Genomic DNA, 21,327 nt, shown 5'->3' with positions numbered 1-21,327 from the left:
CGATGGTACGGGCCCCATGGGCCGGTCCTTTCACCGCCTTTTCAACCTCCGGCGTATGTGACATATTACTGAAGGGAGGTGGGCGATGTCCGACGTCATCGTGGTCGGCGCGGGGGTCGTCGGAGCCGCGTGCGCCTACTACGCCGCCCGCGCCGGGCTCGACGTGACCGTCCTCGACCGCGGCCCCGTGGCCGGCGGCACCACCGGGGCGGGCGAGGGCAACGTGCTCGTCTCCGACAAGGAGCCAGGCCCCGAGCTGGAACTCGCCCTGCTGTCCAGCCGCCTGTGGCGGGAGCTGGCCGCGACGGGCGGCGGCTTCGAGTACGAGCCCAAGGGCGGCCTGGTCGTCGCCGAGACGCCCGAGGTCCAGGAACGGCTGGTGGAGCTGGCCGCCGAGCAGGACGTGCCGCACGAGGTCGTGCCCGCGGACGGGCTGCGCGCGCTGGAGCCCGAGCTGGCCGGCGGGCTGGCCGGCGGCGTCCGCTACCCGCAGGACGCGCAGGTCCAGCCCATGCTGGCCGCCGCCCGGCTGCTCCGGCACGGCGCCGACAGCTTCGGCCGCGGCGCGCTGAAGGTGCGGCTCGGCGTCACCGTCACCGGCTTCACCCGCTCCGGCGACCGCGTCACCGGCGTGCGCACCAGCGAGGGCGACATGCTGGCCGGGGCCGTGGTCAACGCCGCCGGCACCTGGGGCGGCGAGCTGGCCGCCCGCGCCGGGGTGACGCTGCCCATTCTGCCCAGGCGCGGGTTCATCCTCGTCACCGAACCGCTGCCCCGGCCGCTCATCCGGCACAAGGTCTACACCGCCGCGTACGTCACCAACGTCGCCAGCGACTCCGCCGGGCTGGAGACCTCGGCCGTCGTCGAGGGCACCCCGGCGGGCACCGTGCTCATCGGGGCCAGCAGGGAGCGGGTCGGGTTCGACCGGACCACCTCGCTGCCGGTGCTGTCGCGGCTGGCCGCCCAGGCCGTCGCCCTGTTCCCGGCGCTGCGTGAGGTGCGCGCCATCCGGTCCTACTGCGGGTTCCGCCCGTACTGCCCCGACCACCTGCCCGTGATCGGCGCCGACCCGCGCGCGCCCGGGCTGCACCACGCCTGCGGCCACGAGGGCGCCGGCATCGGCCTGGCGCCCGCCACCGGCCACCTGCTCGCCCAGGTGCTCACCGGCCGCCGGCCCGACCTGGACCTTTGGCCGTTCCGTCCTGACCGCTTCCGCTCCGGGGAGGACCGTTGACCTTCGAGATCACCGTCGACGGGCGGCCCGTGCCGGCGCGGCCCGGCCAGACGATCGGCGCGGCCCTGCACGCGGCGGGCATCCGAGCCTGGCGCACCACCCGCGTGGGCGGCCGGCCGCGGGGTCTCTTCTGCGGGATCGGGGTCTGCTTCGACTGCCTGATCAGCGTCAACGGCGGGCCCGTGGAGCGCGCCTGCCTGGCCGAGGCCCGTCCGGGGGACGAGGTGACCACCTCATGACCGTCTACGATCTCGCCGTCGTCGGCGGCGGGCCCGCCGGGGTGGCGGGGGCGCTGACGGCGGCGCAGCGGGGGCTGCGGGTGGCGCTCGTCGACTCCGGGGTACGGCCCGGGGGCCAGTATTTCCGGCACCGGGACGTACCGGACGAGCCCGCGACCAAGGGCTTCGAGCGGTTCGCCCGCCAGGTGCGGGCCCTGGAGGACCGCGCCGACGTCATGACGCGACGGCAGGTGTGGGCCGTCACCCGTGAGGACGACGGGTTCACCGTCCACTGCCTGGGCGGGGCCGCCGTCCGGAGCCGTCGGCTGCTGATCGCCACCGGGGCGCACGACCGGCCGCTGCCGTTCCCCGGGTGGGACCTGCCCGGGGTGCTCACGGCGGGCGGGGCGCAGGCGCTGCTCAAAGGCCACGGAGTGGTGGCGGGCAGGCGGGTCGTGGTGGCGGGGACCGGGCCGTTCCTGCTGCCCGTCGCGGCGGGCCTGGCCGCGGCGGGGGCCGAGGTTCCCGGCGTGTACGAGGCCAACGGCGGGCTCGGCCTGGCCCGGCACCCCCTGCTCGCCCTGGACAAGGCCGGAGAGGCCGCCGGATACCTGGCGGCGCTGGCCCGTCGCCGCGTCCCGTACCGGACCCGCCACGCGGTGGTGGCCGCCCACGGTGACCGGGAGCTGGAGGCCGTCACCGTCGCCCGCCTGGACCGCGACTGGAACGTGCTGTCGGCCCGCCGCGTCCCCTGCGACACGCTCGCCACCGGCTACGGGTTCGTCCCGCAGCTCGACCTCGGGGCCCAGCTCGGCTGCGCCACCCGCCCGGACGCCGACGGCACCCCGGTGCTCTCCGTCGACGCCGCCCAGCGCACCACCGTCCCCGGCGTCTGGGCCGCGGGCGAGCCCACCGGCGTCGGCGGCCGCCACCTGGCCGAGCTCGAAGGCCGCGTCGCGGGCCTGTCCATCGCGGCAGCCCGCGAGACCGCCCCGGCGACACGCGCCGCCGGCGTGCCGGAGGTCCTGCTGAGGAGGCGGACGCGGATGCGCGCGTTCGCCGCCGCGCTGCTGGCCGCCTACCCCGTCAAGGACGGATGGCGCGGCTGGCTGCGGGACGACACGGTCGTCTGCCGGTGCGAGGAGGTGCCGCTGGCCCGGATCCGCGAGGCGCGGGAGCTGGGGGCCACCGACGCGCGCTCCGCCAAGCTGCTGTCCCGGGCCGGCATGGGCTGGTGCCAGGGACGCGTCTGCGCCTACCCCGTCGCCTGCCTCGTCGGCGGCGGCCAGGCCGCGCCCCGCCGCCCCATCGCCCAGCCCGTCACCCTGGCCGCCCTCGCCGAACTCACCCTGGAGGAACCCCATGACTGAACGCACCCGCCCCTGGCACGGCATCATGGTCGCCACCACGCTCCCGCTGCACGACGACCTGTCCGTCGACTACGACGGCTACGCCGCGCACTGCCGCTGGCTGGTGGAGAGCGGCTGCGACGGCGTCGTCCCCAACGGCTCGCTCGGCGAGTACCAGACCCTCACCCCCGAGGAGCGCGCCAGGGTCCTGGAGACCGCCGTCGAGGCGGTCGGCGGCGACCGCGTGATGGCCGGCGTCGGCGCGTACGGCGCGGCCGAGTCGCGGCGGTGGGCCGAGAAGGCCGCCGAGCTGGGCTGTGGGTCGGTGCTGCTGCTGCCGCCGAACGCCTACCGGGCCGAGGACCGGGCCGTCTTCGCGCACTATCGTGAGGTGGCCGGAGCCGGGGTGCCCGTCGTCGCGTACAACAACCCCTACGACACCAAGGTCGACCTGACCCCGGCGCTGCTGGCCAGGCTGCACGAGGAGGGGCTGATCGTGGCGGTCAAGGAGTTCACCGGCGACCCGCGGCGCGCCTACGAGCTGGCCGAGCTGGCCCCCGGGCTCGACCTGCTCATCGGCTCCGACGACGTGCTGCTGGAGCTGGCGCTGGCCGGGGCCAAGGGCTGGATCGCGGGCTACCCGAACGCGCTGCCCGTCTCCAACGTCGCCCTCTACCAGGCCGCCACGGCGCACGACCTGGCGACGGCGCTGCCGCTCTACAAGCAGCTGCACGCGCTGCTGCGCTGGGACTCCAAGACCGAGTTCGTCCAGGCCATCAAGCTCTCCATGGACCTCGCCGGCCGCCGCGGCGGCCCGTGCCGCCAGCCCCGGCAGCCGCTCACCGCCGAGCAGGAGGCGGCCGTCCGCGCCGTCACCGAGAAGGCGCTCGCGGAGGGCCTGCGATGAGGACCAGGCGGGTCTTCCACGCCGTCGACTCGCACACCGAGGGCATGCCGACCCGGGTCATCACCGGCGGCGTCGGGGTCGTCCCCGGCGCCACCATGGCCGAGCGGCGGGTCCACTTCCGCGACCACCTCGACCACGTACGCAAGCTGCTGATGAACGAGCCGCGCGGCCACGCCGCCATGAGCGGCGCCATCCTGCAGCCGCCCACCCGGCCCGACGCCGACTGGGGCGTGCTGTTCATCGAGGTGTCCGGGCTGCTGCCGATGTGCGGCCACGGCACCATCGGCGTGGCCACCGTGCTCGTCGAGACCGGCATGGTCGAGGTCACCGAGCCCGTCACCACCGTCCGGCTGGAGGTCCCGGCCGGGCTGGTGGAGGTGGACGTGGCGGTCCAGGACGGCATGGCGATGTCCGTGACGCTGCGCAACGTCCCGTCCTACGCCGACCGGCTCGGCGCCGTCGTGGAGGTCCCCGGGTACGGGGAGATCCGCTACGACCTGGCGTACGGCGGCAACTTCTACGCCATCGCCGACCTCGACGCGTACGGGCTGCCGTTCGACCGCAAGGCCGGCGGGGAGATCCTCGCCGCCGGGCTGGCCACCATGGAGGCGATCAACGCCGCCGCCGAGCCGGTGCACCCGGAGGACGACCGCATCCGCGGCTGTCACCACGTCTACCTCGCCGCCCCCGGCTCCGACGCCCGCCACTCGCGGCACGCCATGGCCATCCACCCCGGCTGGTTCGACCGCTCGCCGTGCGGCACCGGCACCAGCGCCCGGATGGCCCAGCTGCACGCCCGCGGCGAGCTGCCGATCGGCCGCGACTTCGTCAACGAGTCGTTCATCGGCACCCGGTTCGTGGGCAGGCTGCTGGAGGACACCAGGGTCGGCGGCAGGACCGCCGTGGTGCCGTCCATCACCGGCCGCGCCTGGATCACCGGCACCGCCCAGTACTTCCTGGACCCGCGCGACCCCTTCCCGGAGGGCTTCGAGCTGTGACCATCCCCACGACCATCCCGACAACCGTCACGACGGTCGACTACCACACGGCCGGCGAGCCGTTCCGGATCGTCACCGGCGGCGTCCCCGACATCCCGGGCGCCACCGTCCTGGAACGCCGCGCCAACGCCGCGTCCGCCGACCACGTCCGCAGGCTGCTCTGCCACGAGCCGCGCGGCCACGCCGACATGTACGGCTGCTTCCTCGTACCGCCCGACGACCCCGGCGCGCACCTCGGCGTGCTGTTCTGGCACAAGGACGGCTACTCCACCGCGTGCGGCCACGGCACGATCGCGCTCGGCGTGCACGCCGTGCGCGAGGGCCTGGTCGAGGCCGCCCCCGACGGCGAGACGGACGTGGTCATCGACGTGCCCTCCGGCCGCGTCACGGCGCGGGTGCGCCGCGCCGGCGGCCGCGTCACCGCCGTCACCTTCGTCAACGTCCCCTCGTACGTGGTCGCGCGCGGCGTCGAGGCCGCCGGGGTGAAGGTCGATGTCGCGTACGGGGGAGCGATCTACGCCTCGGTGCCGGCCGCGGCCGTGGGGCTGAAGGTCGGACCCGAGCACCTGACCGAGCTGATCGCCTGGGGACGGCGCATCAAGGCGGACCTGGCCGGGCACCCGGCGGCCCGCCACCCGGGCGACGACCGGCTGTCCGGCGTGTACGGGGTCATCTTCCACGAGGAGCTGGACGGGGAGCCCGGGTACGCGTGCCAGCGCAACGTGACGGTGTTCGCCGACGGGGAGGTCGACCGGTCGCCGTGCGGGTCGGGCACCGCCGCCCGGCTGGCGCTGCTGCACGAGGACGGGCTGCGCGACCCGCTCGTGCACGAGAGCGTCGTCGGCACGACGTTCCTGGGACGGGTGACCGGCGTGACCGATGCCGGGGTGATCCCCGAGATCGAGGGCATGGCCTACCGCACCGGGCGGCACTCCTTCGAGCTCGACCCCGACGATCCGCTCGGCACCGGGTTCACGCTGCGATGAGCGGCCTGCCCTACCTCGACGCGGCCGCCGTGGCGCGGCTGGTGCCCGCCGCGCGTGCCGTACAGCTGCTGGAGGACGCGCTGCGCGCCGGGCTCGACCCCGACGAGACGCCGCGGCGGCCCGTGGTCGAGCTGCCCGCCGGGCAGCTCCTGCTCATGCCCGCCGCCTTCGGGCGCTACGCCGGCGTGAAGGCGGCCACCGTCGCGCCCGGCAACGCCGCCCGCGGGCTGCCCCGCATCCAGGGCACCTACCTGCTGTACGACGGCGAGACCCTGGCGCCGCTGGCCGCCATGGACGGCATCGCGCTCACCTCCCTGCGCACGCCGGCCGTCTCGGCGCTGGCGGCCCGCCACCTGGCCGACCCCGGCGCGGGCGACCTGGTGGTGTTCGGCACCGGGCCGCAGGCGTGGGGCCACGTCCTGGCGTTCGGCGAGGTCCGCCCGCTGCGCCGGGTCACCGTCGTCGGCCGCGACCCGGCCCGCGCGGAGGACTTCGCGGCCCGCTGCGCGGCCCTCGGCCTGGAAGCGGGCGCACTCACCGCGCGGGTGACGGACGAGGTGGCGGAGGCTGTCGGAGGGGCCGATCTCATCGCCTGCTGCACGACCGCCAGGGAGCCGCTGTTCCCCGGCGGGCTGGTCCGCGACGGCGCCACCGTCGTCGCCATCGGCTCGCACGAGCCGGACGCGCGGGAGCTCGACGGCGACCTGATGGCCCGCTCTACGGTGGTCGTGGAGGCCAGGACCGCCGCGCTCGCCGAAGCAGGCGATGTCGTCATCCCGATCAGCCACGGTACGATCACCACCCACCATCTCGCCGGCGACCTCGCCGACCTGGTAGCCGGCCGGGTGGCCGCCGGGGCCGGGCCGCGCGTGTTCAAGGGCACCGGCATGGCATGGGAGGACCTGGTGGTCGCGGCCGCCGCGTACGAAGCCTGGCATGGTGAGACCTGAGCGAAGGGAAGGGCGATGGCTGCCGAGGACCGGCTCGACCTGCCGATGGTGGGCGAGCGGCAGAGCCTGCGCGAGCAGGTGGCGCAGGCGCTCAGGGCGGCGCTGATCACCGGCGAGATGCGGCCCGGGGTGGTCTACTCGGCGCCGGTGCTGGCGGCCCAGTTCGGCGTCTCCGCCACGCCGGTCCGCGAGGCCATGCTCGACCTGGCCAAGGCGGGCCTGGTGGAGGCCGTGCGCAACAAGGGCTTCCGGGTGACCGAGCTGTCCGAGCGCGACCTGGACGAGCTGACCGAGATCCGCGAGCTCATCGAGGTGCCGACGGTCGCCCGGATGGCCGACGCCGGCCGGGCCGCCGACTTCGAGCGGCTGCGCCCGGCCGCCGAGGAGATCCTCGCCGCCGCCCAGCGGGGCGACCTGCTCGCCTACGTCGACGCCGACCTGCGCTTCCACCTGGAGCTGCTCGGCCTGTCCGGCAACGGCCACCTGGTCGAGGTGGTCAAGGACCTGCGCACCCGCGCCCGCCTCTACGGCCTGTCACAGCTGTCGGAGCGCGGCATGCTGGCCGACTCCGCCAGGGAGCACCTCGCGCTGCTCGACGCGCTCAAGGGCGGCGACGAGCGAGCCGCCGAGCACATCATGAGCGAGCACATCCGGCACGTCAGGGGCATCTGGGCGGCCCGCGAGGGCTAGCGCCGCCGCACCGCCCTGGTGGTGCCGAGGCTGGCCGCGACGATGCACACCACGGCCACCCACTGCTGGACGTGCAGCACCTCGCTGAGCACCAGCACGCCGATCAGCGCGGCCGCGGCGGGCTCCAGGCTCATCAGGATGCCGAACACGTGCTTCGGCATCCGGCGCAGCGCGTTCAGCTCCAGCGAGTACGGGATCACCGACGACAGCAGCCCCACGCCCAGCCCGATCAGCAGCAGCTCGGGCTGGAGCAGGTCGGCCCCGCCGGAGACGACCCCCACCGGCGCGACGACCACGGCCGAGACCACCATCGCGAACGCCAGCCCGGTCGTGCCGGGGAACCGGCTCCCGGCCGCCGCCGACAGCAGGATGTAGGCCGCCCAGCAGGCGCCCGCCGCCAGCGCGAACGCGATGCCCACCCAGCTCGCCGACGCCGACTCGCCCCAGGGCGCGAGCAGCACCACCCCGGTCCCGGCCAGCCCCACCCAGACCAGGTCCAGCCGCCGCCGGGAGGCGGCCACCGCCACGCCCAGCGGGCCGAGGAACTCGATGGCGACCGCGACCCCCATCGGCAGCCGCGCCAGGGCCTCGTAGAAGGTCAGGTTCATCAGCGCGAGCGTCACGCCGAACCCGATCCCCACGGCCCAGTCGCGCCACGCCATGCCCTTCAGCCTCGGCCGCGCCACCGCACCGATGATCAGCGCGCCCATGGCGATGCGCAGGAACACCACCGCGCTCGGCGGCAGCGCCGTGAACAGCTGCTTGGCGAACCCGGCCCCGAGCTGCACGGAGAAGATCGCCAGCAGCACCAGCCCGGACGGCGGGATGGAGTCGGCGGCGGTGCGCAGCAGGTTCCCCGGCCGGGGCAGGCCGCGGTCGACCGGGTCGTCAAGGGTGAAGGCGGGCACGGAACTCCTCGTATCGGACACAACGCCCTGAAGCGTACCGACCTCGCCCGACATTCCTGTCAGAGGGTGTTTTACTGATCAATATCCCCTCAAACGGATGCAGGAGCACATGAGCGCCTCAGCCCCGCCCGTCACCCTCACCCGGCCGCCGGCCGCGCTCGCCGCCGCCTCGTTCGTCAGCAGCTTCGACCGCCTGGTCGTGACGCCGCTCCTGGTGCTCATCGCGGCCGAGCTGGAGGTCCCGCTGGCCACCGCGGTGGCCGTGGCCAGCGGCTACTACCTCGCCTACGGGGTGTCGCAGCCGGTCTGGGGGGTGCTGTCGGACCGGTTCGGGCGGGTGCGGGTGATGCGGCTGGCCCTGCTCGGCGCCGGGCTCGCGGGCCTGGCCTCGGCGGCCATGCCGGCGCTGCCCGCGCTCATCGTCGCCCGGGTCGCCGCGGGCGCCTGCTTCGGCGCGGTCATCCCCACGTCGCTGACGTACGTGGGGGACACGTTCCAGGTGTCGGTACGGCAGCGCGCCCTGTCCGACCTGATGGGCCTGATGGCGCTGGGCACCGCGCTGGCCACCGGGCTCGGCGGCGTGCTGGGCGACCTGGCCGGCTGGCGGGCGGCGTTCACCGTGCCCGCGGTGTGCGCGCTGGCCTGCGCCGTGGCGCTGCGGACGCTGCCCGAACCGCCGCGCGCCGAGATCGGCGGCCTGGGCAGGCACGTCGGCGCGGTGCTGCGCCGCCCGTGGGCCCTGCTGGTGTTCGCGCTGGCGTTCGTCGAGGGCGCCGTGCTGCTCGGCATGCTGACGTTCCTGGCCACGGTCCTGCAGCACCAGGGCGTCTCCTCCGCCCTGGCAGGCCTGGCCGCGGCCGCCTACGGCCTGGGCGTCTACCTGTTCTCTCAGGTGGTCAAGCGGCTGGCGGGAGGCCGGCCGGTGTGGTCGCTCATCCTGATCGGCGGGGCGCAGATGTGCGCCGGGTACGCGATCGTGGCCGTGGAGGCGAACCTCGGCACGGTCGCGCTGACCGCGCTGCTGCTCGGGGGAGGCTGGTCGTTCATGCACTCGTCGTTGCAGACCTGGGCCACCTCGGTGGTGCCGCAGGCGCGCGGCACGACGGTCGCGTTCTTCGCGTCGTGCTTGTTCATGGGCAGCGCCGTCGCCTCGTGGGCGGCCGGTCCGCTGGCCGGGAGCGGATCGTACGGGCTGCTGTTCGGCCTGGCCGCGGCCGTCGCCGCGCCGCTCACGGTGGTCGCCGCGGTCAGCCGCCGCCGTTACGGCGCGCGCGCTCCCGAGGAGGACGCCGCGCCCCGCCCCGAATGATCACTCCCAGCGGAAGGTCCTGGCGGCCAGCACGAGGGAGACGACGGCCCACGCGGCCAGCACCGCCACCGCGGCCACCGGCAGCGCGCCGCCGCCGAGCACGGTGCGCAGGCCGCCTGTCAGCGCCGAGATCGGCAGCAGCTCCAGCACGGGCCGCACCGACTCGGGGAACTTCGCCAGCGGGAACACCACCCCGCCCGCCGCCAGCAGCAGCAGGTAGACCAGGTTGGCCGCGGCCAGCGTCGCCTCGGCCCGCAGCAGACCGGCCATGAGCAGCCCGAGCCCGCTGAAGGCGGCGGTGCCCAGCAGCACCAGCAGCGCGCAGCCCAGCACCGCGGCCACCGGCGAGCCCTGCGGGCTCCAGCCCAGCGACAGCGCCACCGCGACGAGCACCACCACCTGGACGGCCTCCACCGCGAGCACCGCCACCGTCTTGGCCAGCATCAGCCCGCCCCTGGACAGCGGGGTCGCGCCCAGTCGCTTCAGCACCCCGTAGCGCCGCTCGAACCCGGTCGCGATCGCCTGGCCGGTGAACGCCGTCGACATCACAGCCAGCGCCAGCACGCCCGGCGCCAGGAAGTCGACCCGGCTGCCGCCGCCCACGTCGATCAGCGGCGCCACCGAGAAGCCGACCAGCAGCAGCACCGGGATGATCATGGTGAGCAGGAGCTGCTCGCCGTTGCGCAGCATGCCGCGGATCTCGGCCCCCGCCTGCGCCAGCACCATCCGCGGGAACGGCGCCGCTCCCGGTGCGGGCGTGAAGTCGAGTGTGGGTGTCGTCACCGCAGCTCCCTGCCCGTCAGCTCCAGGAACACGTCTTCCAGCGTGCGCCGCTCGATGCGCAGGTCGTCGGCCGTCACGCCCTCCGCCGCGCACCACGCGGTCACGGTGGCCAGCAGCCCGGGGTCGACCTGCCCCTCGACGATGTAGTGGCCGGACGGCGACTCCTTGGCCGCGCTGCCGATCGGCAGCGCGTTGAGCAGCTCCTCCAGCGCCAGCCCCGGGCGGGCGCGGAACCGGAGCTGCCGCTCGGCCCCCGTCAGCGCGGCCGGGCTGCCCTCGGCCACCACCCGGCCCCTGTCGATGATCACCACGTGGTCGGCCAGCCGCTCCGCCTCGTCCATGTGGTGGGTGGTCAGCACCACCGACACCCCGGCGGCGCGCAGCTCGCCCACCAGCTCCCAGCAGGCGTGCCGCGCCTGCGGGTCGAGCCCCGCCGTGGGCTCGTCGAGGAACACCAGCTCGGGCCGGCCGATGACGGCCGCGGCCAGCGACAGCCGCTGCTGCTGCCCGCCCGACAGGCGCCGGAACGGGGTCCGTACGTGATCGGAGAGGCCCAGCCTTGACAGCAGGGCGCCCGGATCCAGCGGCCGGGCGTGGAAGCGCGAGACCAGCCGGAGCCACTCGCCGCAGCGCGCGGCGGGCGGCACGCCGCCCGACTGCGGCATGACACCGACCCGGGGGCGCAGCGCGGCCGAGGCGGGCGGCAGGCCCAGCACCCGCACCGTGCCGCCGTCGGCCGTGCGGAACCCCTCGCAGATCTCCACCGTCGAGGTCTTGCCCGCGCCGTTGGGGCCGAGGACGGCCGTCACCGCGCCGCGGGCGGCGCTCAGCGTGAGCCCGTCGATCGCGGCGGTGCTTCCGTACCGCTTCACGAGGTCGACGATCTCGACGGCTGGGGATGTCATGAGCACGAGTCTAGGGACCGCCGGGGGTGGTTCGCCGGTCAGCCCCGCGTCGGCTTGTCAGGGAGGTTTCACCTACGAACGATACGTTTACCGGAAATTTCCGGAAACCGGGAATGAGTATTACCAGAAAAGGGTTTAGTCCTCTCGGTTCATGTCCGCATCTCACATTTTGGCCCGCATGGAGAGGTAAACGCGCATGTCCGTGGCAGAAGCCGCGCAACCGGTCGTCCAGGAGAGCCGCCGCCGCGCGGGGCTCCTGCTCTTCATCCTCGGGGCGCTCTCCGCGATCGGGCCCCTGTCCATCGACATGTACCTGCCTGCGCTGCCGGCCATCACCGAGGAGATGCTCAGCGTCCCCGCCCAGGTCCAGCTCACGCTGACGGCCTGCCTCGTCGGCGTGTCCGTCGGTCAGGTGGTGGCCGGGCCGCTCAGCGACGTGCGCGGCCGGCGGGTGCCGCTGATCGTCGGCGTGGGCGGGTTCATGGTGGCGTCGCTCCTGTGCGCGTTCGCCCCGTCCGTGCCCGTGCTCATCGCGCTGCGGCTGGTGCAGGGCATGCTCGGCGGCGCGGCCCTGGTCATCGTGCGCGCCGTGGTGCGCGACCTGTACGACGGCGCCGCCATCGCCCGCATCTTCGCCAGCCTCATGCTGGTCAGCGGCCTGGCGCCGATCCTGGCGCCGATCGCCGGGGCGCAGCTGCTGGAGTTCACCTCGTGGCGGGGCGTGTTCGTGGCGCTGAGCCTGGCCGGGCTCGTGCTGATGCTGGCCGTGCTGGCCGGGGTGCGCGAGACGCTCCCGGCCGACCAGCGGGAGAGCGGCGGTTTCAGGCACACCCTGCGCAGCTTCCGGCGCCTGCTGCGCGACCGGCCGTTCATGGGCTGCGCGCTGACCGCCGGGCTCGCGTTCGGCGCCATGTTCGCCTACATCTCCGGCTCGCCGTTCGTCCTCCAGGACGTGTACGGGGCCTCGCCGCAGCAGTACTCGCTCATCTTCGGGCTCAACGCGTTCGGCCTGATCGCCATGTCGCAGGTCGGCGGGCGCCTGGCCGGGCGGGTGCCGCAGGTCCGGCTCATCCTCGCCGGTCTGGGCGTCGCCCTGGCCGGCGGGGCGCTCCTGCTGCTGGCCGTCGTCATCGGGCTCGGGCTGACCGGGGTCGTGGCCGGGCTGTTCGTCATCATGTGCGGCCAGGGCCTGATCCTGCCGGGCACCGGCGCGCTGGCCCTGGCCGGACAGCCGCCGCAGGTGGCCGGAGCGGCCTCGGCGCTGCTCGGCGTGCTGCAGTTCGCGCTGGGCGCGGTCGCGGCGCCGTTCGTCGGGCTGTTCGGCGCGGACACGGCGCTGCCCATGGCCGTCGTCATGACCGGCCTGTTCGCCTGTTCCGCCGTGGTCTTCGCGATCATGGCCCCGAAGTCTGTTAGGTAAGCCTTACCTGAGTGAGAAATTGCATTGACCCGCTGCTCGGAACCGTTTGTGGACCGGGAAGGAATTAGGGCACACTGATGTTGTGAAAAACGTGCCCTTGATAGAGCCAGGCAGCGAGCGCAGCACCCGTGCGCGCGTCGCCCGGCTCATTCTGGAGCACGGGCCCATCGCCGCGTCGGCGCTGGGCGAGCGGCTCGGGCTCACGCCCGCGGCCGTCCGCCGCCACCTCGACGCGCTGCTCGCCGACGGGATGATCGAACCCCGTACGGTGCGGCCGCGCGGTCAGCGGGGGCGCGGGCGTCCGGCCAAGCTGTTCGCCATCACCGACGCGGGGCGCAGCGCCTTCGAGCACGCCTATGACGACCTGGCCGGGAGCGCGCTGCGTTTCCTGGCCGCGCGTCTGGGGGAGGAGGCGGTGGCCGACTTCGCCCGCACACAGGTCTCAGGCCTGCTGCGGCGGCTGGAGCCGGTCATGCGGCAGGTGCCACCCGACCAGCGCGTCCAGGTGCTGGCCCAGGCTCTGTCCGCGGAGGGCTACGCCGCCTCGGCCACCAAGGCCAAGTCGGGCGGCGACCAGCTCTGCCAGCACCACTGCCCGGTGGCCCACGCGGCCGCGGAGTTCCCGCAGCTGTGCGAGGCCGAGACGGAGGCGTTCGCGCAGCTGCTCGGCACCCCCGTGCAGCGGCTGGCCACGATCGCGCACGGCGACGGGGTCTGCACCACGCACGTGAGCCCCCAGACGCTGGGGGTCCCACATAGAGCAACTGCCGAGAAAAGCACTCGCGAGAAGAGCAAGGAGACCGGAGGGTGACTGTCACCGACCGCCCGGAGCTGGAAGGCCTCGGGAATTACAAGTTCGGCTGGGCCGACCCCGACGCCGCCGGCGCGGCGGCCAAGCGAGGCCTGTCCGAGGAGGTCGTACGCGACATCTCCACGCTGAAGAACGAGCCGGAATGGATGCTCGACCTTCGCCTGAAGGGCCTCCGCCTGTTCGACAGGAAGCCGCTGCCGACGTGGGGCTCCGACCTCACCAGCATCGACTTCGACAACATCAAGTACTTCGTGCGTTCGACGGAGAAGCAGGCGACGTCCTGGGACGAGCTGCCCGCCGACATCAAGAACACCTACGACAAGCTCGGCATCCCCGAGGCGGAGAAGCAGCGCCTCATCGCCGGCGTCGCCGCCCAGTACGAATCCGAGGTCGTCTACCACAAGATCCGTGAGGACCTCGAGGAGAAGGGCGTCATCTTCGTCGACACCGACACGGGCCTGAAGGAGCACGAGGAGCTCTTCAAGGAGTACTTCGGCTCCGTCATCCCGGTCGGCGACAACAAGTTCGCCGCGCTCAACACCTCCGTGTGGTCCGGTGGCTCGTTCATCTACGTGCCGCCGAACGTCGAGGTCGAGATCCCGCTGCAGGCCTACTTCCGGATCAACACCGAGAACATGGGCCAGTTCGAGCGGACCCTGATCATCGTCGACGAGAACAGCTACGTCCACTACGTCGAGGGCTGCACCGCGCCGATCTACTCGTCCGACTCGCTCCACTCCGCGGTCGTCGAGATCATCGTGAAGAAGAACGCCCGCTGCCGTTACACGACCATCCAGAACTGGTCCAACAACGTCTACAACCTGGTCACCAAGCGCGCCGTCGCCTACGAGGGCGCGACCATGGAGTGGATCGACGGCAACATCGGCTCCAAGGTCACGATGAAGTACCCCGCCGTCTACCTCATGGGCGAGCACGCCAAGGGCGAGACCCTGAGCGTCGCGTTCGCGGGCGAGGGCCAGCACCAGGACGCCGGGTCCAAGATGGTCCACCTCGCCCCGCACACCAGCTCCACCGTCATCTCCAAGTCGGTGGCGCGCGGCGGCGGACGCACCTCCTACCGCGGTCTCGTGCAGATCGAGGAGGGCGCCCACGGCAGCGCCAGCACCGTCAAGTGCGACGCCCTGCTCGTCGACCAGATCAGCCGCTCCGACACCTACCCGTACGTCGACGTCCGCGAGGACGACGTGTCGATGGGTCACGAGGCCACGGTCTCCAAGGTCAGCGAGGACCAGCTGTTCTACCTCATGAGCCGCGGGCTCGACGAGGACGAGGCGATGGCGATGATCGTGCGCGGCTTCGTCGAGCCGATCGCGCGCGAGCTGCCCATGGAGTACGCACTCGAGCTCAACCGGCTGATCGAGCTGCAGATGGAAGGAGCCGTCGGCTGATGGGCCTGAACGAGAAGCCCCTGTCGACCCTGCACGAGAAGGCGTCGTACGACCTGGCCGACTTCGAGGTGCCGGCCGGGCGCGAGGAGGCGTGGCGCTTCACCCCGCTCTCGCGCCTGAAGGGCCTGCACGACGGCAAGGCCGTCGCGGAGGGCCACGTCAAGGTCGACGTGGACGCCGCGCCCGAGGTCACCGTCGAGACCGTGGGCCGCGACGACCCGCGGCTCGGCAAGGTCTACGTGCCCGCCGACCGGGTCAGCGCGCAGGCGTTCAACGCCTTCGAGAAGGCGACCGTGCTCACGGTGCCGCGCGAGGCCGTCACGTCCAAGCCGACCGTCGTCACGCTCACCGGCGCCGGCGACGGCGCCGCGTACGGTCACCTGCTGGTCCAGGTCGAGCCGATGGCCGAGGCCGTGATCGTGCTCGACCACCAGGGCAGCGCGGTCTACGCCGACAACGTGGAGTTCGCCGTAGGCGACGGCGCCACGCTGCGCGTGGTCAGCCTGCAGGACTGGCAGGACGACGCCGTCCACGTCAGCCACCACCACGCCAGGCTCGGCAGGGACGCCACCTTCCGCAGCTTCGTGGTGACGCTCGGCGGCGACCTGGTCCGGCTGTCGCCCAGCGTGTCCTACGACGGGCCCGGCGGCGACGCCGACCTCACCGGCGTCTACTTCGTCGACGCCGGTCAGCACCTGGAGCACCGCCTCCTGGTCGACCACTCGCAGCCCAACTGCAAGAGCAACGTCGACTACCGCGGCGCCCTCCAGGGCGAGGACGCGCACGCCGTCTGGATCGGCGACGTGATCATCCGGGTCGCGGCCGAGGGCACCGACACCTACGAGCTCAACCGCAACCTCATCCTCACCGACGGCGCCCGCGCCGACTCGGTGCCCAACCTGGAGATCCTCACCGGCGAGGTGGCCGGCGCGGGGCACGCCTCCACGTCCGGTCGGCTCGACGACGAGCACCTGTTCTACCTCCAGGCCCGGGGCATCCCGTACGACGAGGCGCGCCGCCTGGTCATCAGGGGCTTCCTCGGCCAGCTCGTCGAGAAGATCCAGATCCAGGAGATCCGCGACCGCGTCATGGCGGCGCTGGAGGCGGAGCTCGCCCGATGAGTTTCGAGAAGGTCTGCCAGATCGGCGACATCCCCGACGGTGGCGTCATCGCCGTCGAGCTCGGCGAGACGCCGGTGGCGCTGGTGCGCAAGGGCGGCGACGTGTTCGCCCTGCACGATGTCTGCTCCCACGCCGAGGTGCGGCTCAGCGAGGGTGACGTCTACGACGGCACGCTCGAGTGCTGGCTGCACGGCTCGTGCTTCGACATCCGCACCGGCAAGCCCACCGGCCCGCCCGCCACCAAGCCCGTGAACGTCTACACAGTCAAGATCGACGGCGACGACGTGCTCGTCTCGCTCTCGAAGGAGTCCTAAGCAATGTCCACCCTTGAGATCCGTGACCTGCAGGTCGCCGTCGAGGACAAGGAAATCCTGCGCGGCGTCAACCTGACCGTGAAGTCGGGCGAGACCCACGCCATCATGGGCCCCAACGGCTCCGGCAAGTCCACGCTCGCCTACGCGATCGCCGGTCATCCGAAGTACACGATCACCGGCGGTCAGGTGCTGCTCGACGGCGTCGACCTGCTGGAGCTGTCGGTCGACGAGCGGGCCCGCGCGGGCCTGTTCCTGGCCATGCAGTATCCCGTCGAGGTCCCCGGCGTGTCGGTGTCCAACTTCCTGCGCTCGGCCGTCACCTCCGTCCGCGGCGAGGCGCCCAAGCTGCGCCAGTTCGCCAAGGACCTGAAGAACGGCATGGACGCGCTCGCCATCGACGGCTCCTTCGCCCAGCGCAACCTCAACGAAGGCTTCTCCGGCGGCGAGAAGAAGCGCCACGAGATCCTCCAGCTGGAGCTGCTCAAGCCGAAGATCGCGGTGCTCGACGAGACCGACTCCGGGCTCGACGTCGACGCGCTGCGCGTGGTGTCGGAGGGCATCAACCGCTTCCGCGAGTCCGGCGAGACCGGCGTCCTGCTGATCACGCACTACACTCGCATCCTGCGCTATGTGAAGCCCGACTTCGTGCACGTCTTCGCCAACGGCAAGATCGTCGAGGAGGGCGGGCCGGAGCTGGCGGACAAGCTCGAGTCCGAGGGCTACGAGCAGTACACGAAGGCATCTGCATGACTCAGACCAGCTTTGACGTGGAGAGGATCAGGAAGGACTTCCCGGTTCTCTCCCGCGAGCTGCCCGGCGGGCGCCCGCTCGTCTATCTCGACTCGGGCAACTCTTCCCAGAAGCCCACACAGGTCATCGAGACCATGCGCGAGCACCTGGCGCTGCACTACAGCAACGTGGGGCGTGCCATGCACGCCCTGGGCGCCGAGTCCACCGAGGCCTACGAGAGCGCCCGCGACAAGATCGCCGCTTTCGTCGGCGCTCCCTCGCGTGACGAGGTCGTCTTCACCAAGAACGCCTCCGAGGCGCTCAACCTGGTCGCCTACTCCTTCGGCAACCCGGCCAACACCGACGACCGCTTCAGGCTCGGCCCCGGTGACGAGATCGTCATCTCCGAGATGGAGCACCACTCCAACATCGTGCCGTGGCAGCTGCTCGCGCAGCGCACCGGCGCGACGCTGAAGTGGTTCGGCGTCACCGACGAGGGCCGGCTCGACCTGTCCGGGCTCGACGACCTGGTCACCGAGCGGACGAAGATCATTTCGATCGCTCACCAGTCGAACGTCCTCGGCACCGTCAACCCGGTCGCCGACGTGCTGGCCCGCGCCCGGCAGGCCGGCGCGCTGGTGATGCTCGACGCCTCCCAGTCGGTGCCCCACCACCCGGTGGACGTGGCCGCGCTGGGCGTCGACTTCGTCGCCTTCACGGGCCACAAGATGGTCGGCCCCTCCGGCATCGGCGTGCTGTGGGGCCGGGGCGAGCTGCTCGAGGCCATGCCCCCGTTCCTGGGCGGCGGGGAGATGATCGAGGCGGTCTGGATGGACCGCTCGACCTACGCCCCCATCCCGCACAAGTTCGAGGCCGGCACGCCGCCGATCGTCGAGGCCATCGGCCTCGGCGCGGCCGTCGACTACCTCAGCGGGGTCGGCATGGCGGCCGTCGAGGCCCACGAGCGCGAGCTCGCCGCGTACGGCCTCGACGCGCTGCGCGAGCTGCCGGGGCTGCGGCTGATCGGCCCCGACTCGCTGGAGATGCGCGGCGGCACGCTCGCGTTCACGCTGGACGGCATACACCCGCACGACGTGGGGCAGATCCTCGACGACGCGTTCGGCGTCGCGGTGCGCGTCGGTCACCACTGCGCGCGCCCGCTGCACCTGCGGTTCGGAATACCGGCGACCACGCGGGCGTCGTTCTATCTGTACAACACCACGGGCGAGATCGACGCCCTGGTGCGCGGCCTCCACCACGTCCAGAAAGTGTTCGCATAGCGATGATCGGCGAGTCGATGTACCAGGAGCTGATCCTGGAGCACTACAAGCACCCGCAGGGGCGGGGGCTGCGCGAGCCGTACGACGCCGAGGTTCACCACGTGAACCCGACGTGCGGCGACGAGATCACGCTGCGGGTCAGGGTGGGCGAGGCCGGCAAGATCGAAGACGTCTCCTACGACGGTCAGGGCTGCTCCATCAGCCAGGCCGCGGCCTCGGTGCTGCACGAGCTGACGACCGGCTCGACCGTACGGGAGACCCTGTCCGTGGTGGACGAGTTCACCCGCCTCATGCAGGGCAGGGGGCAGGTGGAGCCCGACGAGGACGTGCTCGGCGACGCGGTGGCGTTCGCCGGGGTGGCCAAATTCCCCGCGCGCGTCAAGTGCGCGCTGCTGTCATGGATGGCCTACAAGGACGCTGTGGTGAGGAGTGCTGCACAATGAGCAAGCCTGTCGAGACCCCGACCGGCTTCGACGGTGACGCGACCGTCGAGGAATTGATGGAGGCGCTCAAGGACGTCGTCGACCCCGAGCTCGGCATCAACGTCGTCGACCTCGGCCTGATCTACGGCCTCAACCTCGATCCCGGCCAGGACGGCAAGCCCGTCGCCACCATCGACATGACCCTGACCAGCGCGGCCTGCCCGCTGACCGACGTCATCGAGGACCAGGCGCACTCCGCGCTCGACGGCATGGTCTCCGACGTGAAGATCAACTGGGTCTGGCTGCCGCCGTGGGGCCCTGACAAGATCACTGACGAGGGCCGCGACCAGCTTCGTATGCTAGGCTTCAACGTCTGATCTTTTCTGCTGGAGGCTGGCGCCTCGGCGCCGGCCGCTTCAGCATGCCGGAGGTCCCCGGAAAGTCCGGAGATCCTCCTCGGGAATAAGCGTGATCTCTCCCGTGTTGGCACCCAAGGACACCTGACGCCTCATCGCGCGTCCCGCGCCGCCTGCGGCCGGCGCCCTCAGGTGCGCCTTCCCCCAAGCTCCGCCCCGATGGCGGGCGCACTGCAATGTGTACGGCAATGTCGCCGTACGTCCTGGCTCGTCCTTTCGCAGAAGTGACGTGCCACTTCGACTGAAAGGCACGAATTTCGTGACCATGCTTGACGCTGTCCTGCCCGAGACGACCCCCGAGCAGGGCCCGTCCGAGTTCGAGCTGCTCGGCCTGCCCAAGCCGCTCGTGAACGGCCTGGCCAGGCAGGGCATCGGCTCCCCGTTCCCCATCCAGAGCGCGGCCATCCCGGACGTGCTCGCCGGCGCCGACGTGCTCGGCCGCGGCCAGACCGGCTCCGGCAAGACCCTCGCCTTCGGCCTCCCCATGATGGCCCGCATCTCCGGCGTCAAGCCGGCCCCCGGCCGCCCCCGCGCGATGGTCCTCGTCCCCACCCGCGAGCTCGCCCTCCAGGTGCACGACGCCCTCGAACCCCTCGGCCGCGGCCTCGGCCTGCGCATGAAGGTCGTCGTCGGCGGCATGTCCATGGGCAAGCAGATCGAGGCGCTGCGCCGCGGCGTCGACGTCGTCATCGCCACTCCCGGCCGGCTCGGCGACTTGATCCGGCAGGGCGAGTGCTCGCTGGAGGACATCGAGATCAGCGTCCTTGACGAGGCCGACCACATGTGCGACCTCGGCTTCTTCCCGGTGGTGACGGAGCTGCTCGCGCAGACCCCGCCCAGCGGGCAGCGGCTGCTGTTCTCCGCCACCCTCGACGGCGACGTCGACAAGCTCGTCCAGCGCTTCCTCAAGGACCCCATCAGCCACTCCGTCGCACCGGCCACCTCGCCCGTCGACACGATGGAGCACCACGTGCTGCAGGTGACCCGCGACGACAAGTTCGACATCACCGCCGAGATCGCCAACCGCGAGGGCCGTACGATCATCTTCGTGCGCACCCAGCACGGCGTCGACCGCCTCTGCAAGCAGCTGGCCAGGGTCGGCGTCAAGGCCGGCGGCCTGCACGGCGGCAAGCGCCAGAACCAGCGCACCCGCATCCTGGCCGAGTTCCGCGAGGGCTCCGTCAACGTGCTCGTCTGCACCGACGTCGCCGCCCGCGGCATCCACGTCGACAACATCAGCCTGGTGCTGCACGTCGACCCGCCCCAGGACAGCAAGAGCTACCTGCACCGGGGCGGCCGCACGGCCCGCGCCGGCGAGAAGGGCACCGTCGTCACGCTGGTGCTGCCGAACGAGCGCCGCTCCACCGAGTCGCTGACCCGGCGGGCCGGCATCCACCCGTTCCGCCTCAAGGCGACCCCCGGCCACCCCCGGGTGGCGGAGGTCACCGGCGCCCGCGTGCCGAGCGGCGAGTCGATCCCCGTGTGGGAGCCGGACGTCCGCAAGCCCCTGCGCCCGCGCCGCGACAACCACAACGGCCGCTCCCGCCGTCCCCGTCGCGACTTCGACGGCGAGCGCCGTCCCCGGCGTCACGAGGACGGTTTCTCCGGCCCTCGCCGTCACGAGGACGGCTTCTCGGGTCAGCGCCGCCACGAGGGCGAGCGGCCGTTCGGCGGCCCGCGCCGCCACGACGGCGGAGACGCGCAGCCGCGCAGCTTCGGTGAGGACCGCCGCGACCGCCCCTTCCGCGAGGGCGACCGTCCCCGTGGCGGTGGCTACCGTGACGACCGCCCCAGCGGTGGTTACCGCGACGACCGTCCCGCCCGCGACGGTGACCGTCCCCGTGGCGGCGGTTACCGTGACGACCGCGGGACGCGAGGCGGCGGGTTCCGTCCCGACGACCGCGGCAACCGCTACTCCGCCGACCGCGGCCGCCCCTCCACGGGTGACCGCGACCGCGGCGGATACCGCTCCGACGACCGTCCCCGCGACGGCTACCGTCCCGGCAACTTCCGCTCGGACGACCGCGGCACCAGGGGCGGCGGCTACCGCCGCGGCAGCTCCGGCCGCAGCTTCGACCGCTGACCCACACCGCCCGTGACGGGTTCCGTCCATCCGACGGGGCATCGCAAGGCCAGGCCATACGAACACCCCTGTTCCGTTCACCCGA

The 21,327-nt window shown here is 72.6% G+C and carries 22 protein-coding genes; 19 read left to right on the top strand and 3 right to left on the bottom strand.

The window, feature by feature from the left end:
• Window positions 1-85 precede the first annotated feature (85 nt).
• From ACIBF7_RS35455 to ACIBF7_RS35420, 8 genes are read left to right on the top strand one after another with little or no spacing between them, the layout of a single operon-like run.
• Window positions 86-1,234: an NAD(P)/FAD-dependent oxidoreductase gene (locus tag ACIBF7_RS35455; RefSeq protein ID WP_397199095.1), complete on the top strand. Its 1,149-nt coding sequence runs from the start codon at window positions 86-88 to the stop codon at window positions 1,232-1,234.
• Window positions 1,231-1,473: a (2Fe-2S)-binding protein gene (locus tag ACIBF7_RS35450; RefSeq protein WP_397199094.1), complete on the top strand. Its 243-nt coding sequence runs from the start codon at window positions 1,231-1,233 to the stop codon at window positions 1,471-1,473. The genes ACIBF7_RS35455 and ACIBF7_RS35450 overlap by 4 nt, the downstream gene beginning before the upstream one ends.
• Entirely contained in the window at window positions 1,470-2,822 is a 1,353-nt protein-coding gene (locus ACIBF7_RS35445) for an FAD-dependent oxidoreductase (RefSeq protein ID WP_397199093.1), read from the top strand. The genes ACIBF7_RS35450 and ACIBF7_RS35445 overlap by 4 nt, the downstream gene beginning before the upstream one ends.
• Window positions 2,815-3,708 (top strand): dihydrodipicolinate synthase family protein, encoded by an 894-nt coding sequence (locus ACIBF7_RS35440; protein ID WP_397199092.1) that lies wholly within the window; start codon window positions 2,815-2,817, stop codon window positions 3,706-3,708. The genes ACIBF7_RS35445 and ACIBF7_RS35440 overlap by 8 nt, the downstream gene beginning before the upstream one ends.
• Complete coding sequence (locus ACIBF7_RS35435) at window positions 3,705-4,706, top strand: proline racemase family protein (protein WP_397199091.1); 1,002 nt, start codon at window positions 3,705-3,707, stop codon at window positions 4,704-4,706. Before ACIBF7_RS35440 ends, ACIBF7_RS35435 begins: the two co-directional genes overlap by 4 nt.
• Window positions 4,703-5,692, top strand: a complete 990-nt coding sequence (locus ACIBF7_RS35430) for a proline racemase family protein (RefSeq protein WP_397199090.1) — start codon at window positions 4,703-4,705, stop codon at window positions 5,690-5,692. Before ACIBF7_RS35435 ends, ACIBF7_RS35430 begins: the two co-directional genes overlap by 4 nt.
• A complete protein-coding gene (locus tag ACIBF7_RS35425; protein WP_397199089.1) occupies window positions 5,689-6,642 on the top strand; it encodes an ornithine cyclodeaminase family protein in 954 nt (317 codons plus the stop codon). The genes ACIBF7_RS35430 and ACIBF7_RS35425 overlap by 4 nt, the downstream gene beginning before the upstream one ends.
• Window positions 6,643-6,657: 15 nt before the next feature.
• On the top strand, window positions 6,658-7,332 hold the full coding sequence (locus tag ACIBF7_RS35420; RefSeq protein ID WP_148031291.1) for a GntR family transcriptional regulator: 675 nt from the start codon (window positions 6,658-6,660) through the stop codon (window positions 7,330-7,332).
• On the opposite strand, the gene ACIBF7_RS35415 is transcribed toward ACIBF7_RS35420, so the two are convergent.
• Window positions 7,329-8,240 (bottom strand): EamA family transporter, encoded by a 912-nt coding sequence (locus ACIBF7_RS35415; RefSeq protein ID WP_397199088.1) that lies wholly within the window; start codon window positions 8,238-8,240, stop codon window positions 7,329-7,331. The two genes, ACIBF7_RS35420 and ACIBF7_RS35415, sit on opposite strands and share 4 nt — an antisense overlap.
• Before the next feature lie 109 nt (window positions 8,241-8,349).
• Here ACIBF7_RS35415 and ACIBF7_RS35410 point away from each other — a divergent pair, with 109 nt between their 5' ends.
• Complete coding sequence (locus tag ACIBF7_RS35410) at window positions 8,350-9,549, top strand: MFS transporter (protein WP_222708920.1); 1,200 nt, start codon at window positions 8,350-8,352, stop codon at window positions 9,547-9,549.
• Here the strand turns inward: ACIBF7_RS35410 and ACIBF7_RS35405 are convergent, their stop codons facing one another.
• Entirely contained in the window at window positions 9,550-10,275 is a 726-nt protein-coding gene (locus tag ACIBF7_RS35405) for an ABC transporter permease (RefSeq protein WP_148034523.1), read from the bottom strand.
• A gap of 53 nt (window positions 10,276-10,328) precedes the next feature.
• Complete coding sequence (locus ACIBF7_RS35400; protein WP_148031294.1) at window positions 10,329-11,237, bottom strand: ABC transporter ATP-binding protein; 909 nt, start codon at window positions 11,235-11,237, stop codon at window positions 10,329-10,331.
• A gap of 196 nt (window positions 11,238-11,433) precedes the next feature.
• On the opposite strand from ACIBF7_RS35400, the gene ACIBF7_RS35395 reads away from it, so the two are divergent.
• The 10 genes from ACIBF7_RS35395 to ACIBF7_RS35350 all read left to right on the top strand — a co-directional run bounded on the left by ACIBF7_RS35395 (window position 11,434) and on the right by ACIBF7_RS35350 (window position 21,242).
• The gene (locus tag ACIBF7_RS35395; protein ID WP_397199087.1) at window positions 11,434-12,657 is read left to right on the top strand and encodes a multidrug effflux MFS transporter; all 1,224 of its coding nucleotides are present in this window, start codon (window positions 11,434-11,436) and stop codon (window positions 12,655-12,657) included.
• 91 nt (window positions 12,658-12,748) lie between these two features.
• Window positions 12,749-13,468, top strand: coding sequence for a metalloregulator ArsR/SmtB family transcription factor (locus tag ACIBF7_RS35390; protein WP_148031296.1), 720 nt, complete (start codon window positions 12,749-12,751; stop codon window positions 13,466-13,468).
• On the top strand, window positions 13,465-14,877 hold the full coding sequence (sufB, locus tag ACIBF7_RS35385) for a Fe-S cluster assembly protein SufB (RefSeq protein ID WP_148031297.1): 1,413 nt from the start codon (window positions 13,465-13,467) through the stop codon (window positions 14,875-14,877). The genes ACIBF7_RS35390 and sufB overlap by 4 nt, the downstream gene beginning before the upstream one ends.
• A complete protein-coding gene (gene sufD, locus ACIBF7_RS35380; RefSeq protein WP_397199086.1) occupies window positions 14,877-15,998 on the top strand; it encodes a Fe-S cluster assembly protein SufD in 1,122 nt (373 codons plus the stop codon). The genes sufB and sufD overlap by 1 nt, the downstream gene beginning before the upstream one ends.
• On the top strand, window positions 15,995-16,312 hold the full coding sequence (locus ACIBF7_RS35375) for a non-heme iron oxygenase ferredoxin subunit (RefSeq protein ID WP_148031299.1): 318 nt from the start codon (window positions 15,995-15,997) through the stop codon (window positions 16,310-16,312). The genes sufD and ACIBF7_RS35375 overlap by 4 nt, the downstream gene beginning before the upstream one ends.
• A gap of 3 nt (window positions 16,313-16,315) precedes the next feature.
• A complete protein-coding gene (sufC, locus tag ACIBF7_RS35370) occupies window positions 16,316-17,062 on the top strand; it encodes a Fe-S cluster assembly ATPase SufC (RefSeq protein ID WP_148031300.1) in 747 nt (248 codons plus the stop codon).
• A complete protein-coding gene (locus ACIBF7_RS35365) occupies window positions 17,059-18,321 on the top strand; it encodes a cysteine desulfurase (RefSeq protein ID WP_397199085.1) in 1,263 nt (420 codons plus the stop codon). Before sufC ends, ACIBF7_RS35365 begins: the two co-directional genes overlap by 4 nt.
• A gap of 2 nt (window positions 18,322-18,323) precedes the next feature.
• The gene (gene sufU / locus ACIBF7_RS35360; RefSeq protein WP_148031302.1) at window positions 18,324-18,764 is read left to right on the top strand and encodes a Fe-S cluster assembly sulfur transfer protein SufU; all 441 of its coding nucleotides are present in this window, start codon (window positions 18,324-18,326) and stop codon (window positions 18,762-18,764) included.
• Complete coding sequence (locus ACIBF7_RS35355) at window positions 18,761-19,120, top strand: metal-sulfur cluster assembly factor (RefSeq protein WP_148031303.1); 360 nt, start codon at window positions 18,761-18,763, stop codon at window positions 19,118-19,120. Before sufU ends, ACIBF7_RS35355 begins: the two co-directional genes overlap by 4 nt.
• A gap of 304 nt (window positions 19,121-19,424) precedes the next feature.
• Complete coding sequence (locus ACIBF7_RS35350; protein ID WP_148031304.1) at window positions 19,425-21,242, top strand: DEAD/DEAH box helicase; 1,818 nt, start codon at window positions 19,425-19,427, stop codon at window positions 21,240-21,242.
• Window positions 21,243-21,327: the final 85 nt, after the last annotated feature.

The organism is Nonomuraea sp. NPDC050478, assembly GCF_044458265.1.
Lineage (GTDB): Bacteria > Actinomycetota > Actinomycetes > Streptosporangiales > Streptosporangiaceae > Nonomuraea > Nonomuraea ferruginea.
Note: the sequence above shows the minus strand (reverse complement) of the source record. Positions and strands in the feature narration are given on the sequence as shown.

What these genes read in the sequence shown, in the direction of transcription:
- ACIBF7_RS35445 (WP_397199093.1), top strand. Translation starts at nt 1,470, where the DNA reads ATGACCGTCTACGATCTCGCCGTCGTCGGCGGCGGGCCCGCCGGGGTG.
- sufU (WP_148031302.1), top strand. Translation starts at nt 18,324, where the DNA reads ATGATCGGCGAGTCGATGTACCAGGAGCTGATCCTGGAGCACTACAAG.
- ACIBF7_RS35420 (WP_148031291.1), top strand. Translation starts at nt 6,658, where the DNA reads ATGGCTGCCGAGGACCGGCTCGACCTGCCGATGGTGGGCGAGCGGCAG.
- ACIBF7_RS35440 (WP_397199092.1), top strand. Translation starts at nt 2,815, where the DNA reads ATGACTGAACGCACCCGCCCCTGGCACGGCATCATGGTCGCCACCACG.
- ACIBF7_RS35365 (WP_397199085.1), top strand. Translation starts at nt 17,059, where the DNA reads ATGACTCAGACCAGCTTTGACGTGGAGAGGATCAGGAAGGACTTCCCG.
- ACIBF7_RS35410 (WP_222708920.1), top strand. Translation starts at nt 8,350, where the DNA reads ATGAGCGCCTCAGCCCCGCCCGTCACCCTCACCCGGCCGCCGGCCGCG.
- ACIBF7_RS35435 (WP_397199091.1), top strand. Translation starts at nt 3,705, where the DNA reads ATGAGGACCAGGCGGGTCTTCCACGCCGTCGACTCGCACACCGAGGGC.
- ACIBF7_RS35395 (WP_397199087.1), top strand. Translation starts at nt 11,434, where the DNA reads ATGTCCGTGGCAGAAGCCGCGCAACCGGTCGTCCAGGAGAGCCGCCGC.
- ACIBF7_RS35405 (WP_148034523.1), bottom strand. Translation starts at nt 10,275, where the DNA reads ATGGTGCTGGCGCAGGCGGGGGCCGAGATCCGCGGCATGCTGCGCAAC.
- ACIBF7_RS35375 (WP_148031299.1), top strand. Translation starts at nt 15,995, where the DNA reads ATGAGTTTCGAGAAGGTCTGCCAGATCGGCGACATCCCCGACGGTGGC.
- ACIBF7_RS35400 (WP_148031294.1), bottom strand. Translation starts at nt 11,237, where the DNA reads ATGACATCCCCAGCCGTCGAGATCGTCGACCTCGTGAAGCGGTACGGA.
- ACIBF7_RS35355 (WP_148031303.1), top strand. Translation starts at nt 18,761, where the DNA reads ATGAGCAAGCCTGTCGAGACCCCGACCGGCTTCGACGGTGACGCGACC.
- sufC (WP_148031300.1), top strand. Translation starts at nt 16,316, where the DNA reads ATGTCCACCCTTGAGATCCGTGACCTGCAGGTCGCCGTCGAGGACAAG.
- ACIBF7_RS35455 (WP_397199095.1), top strand. Translation starts at nt 86, where the DNA reads ATGTCCGACGTCATCGTGGTCGGCGCGGGGGTCGTCGGAGCCGCGTGC.
- sufD (WP_397199086.1), top strand. Translation starts at nt 14,877, where the DNA reads ATGGGCCTGAACGAGAAGCCCCTGTCGACCCTGCACGAGAAGGCGTCG.
- ACIBF7_RS35350 (WP_148031304.1), top strand. Translation starts at nt 19,425, where the DNA reads ATGCTTGACGCTGTCCTGCCCGAGACGACCCCCGAGCAGGGCCCGTCC.
- ACIBF7_RS35425 (WP_397199089.1), top strand. Translation starts at nt 5,689, where the DNA reads ATGAGCGGCCTGCCCTACCTCGACGCGGCCGCCGTGGCGCGGCTGGTG.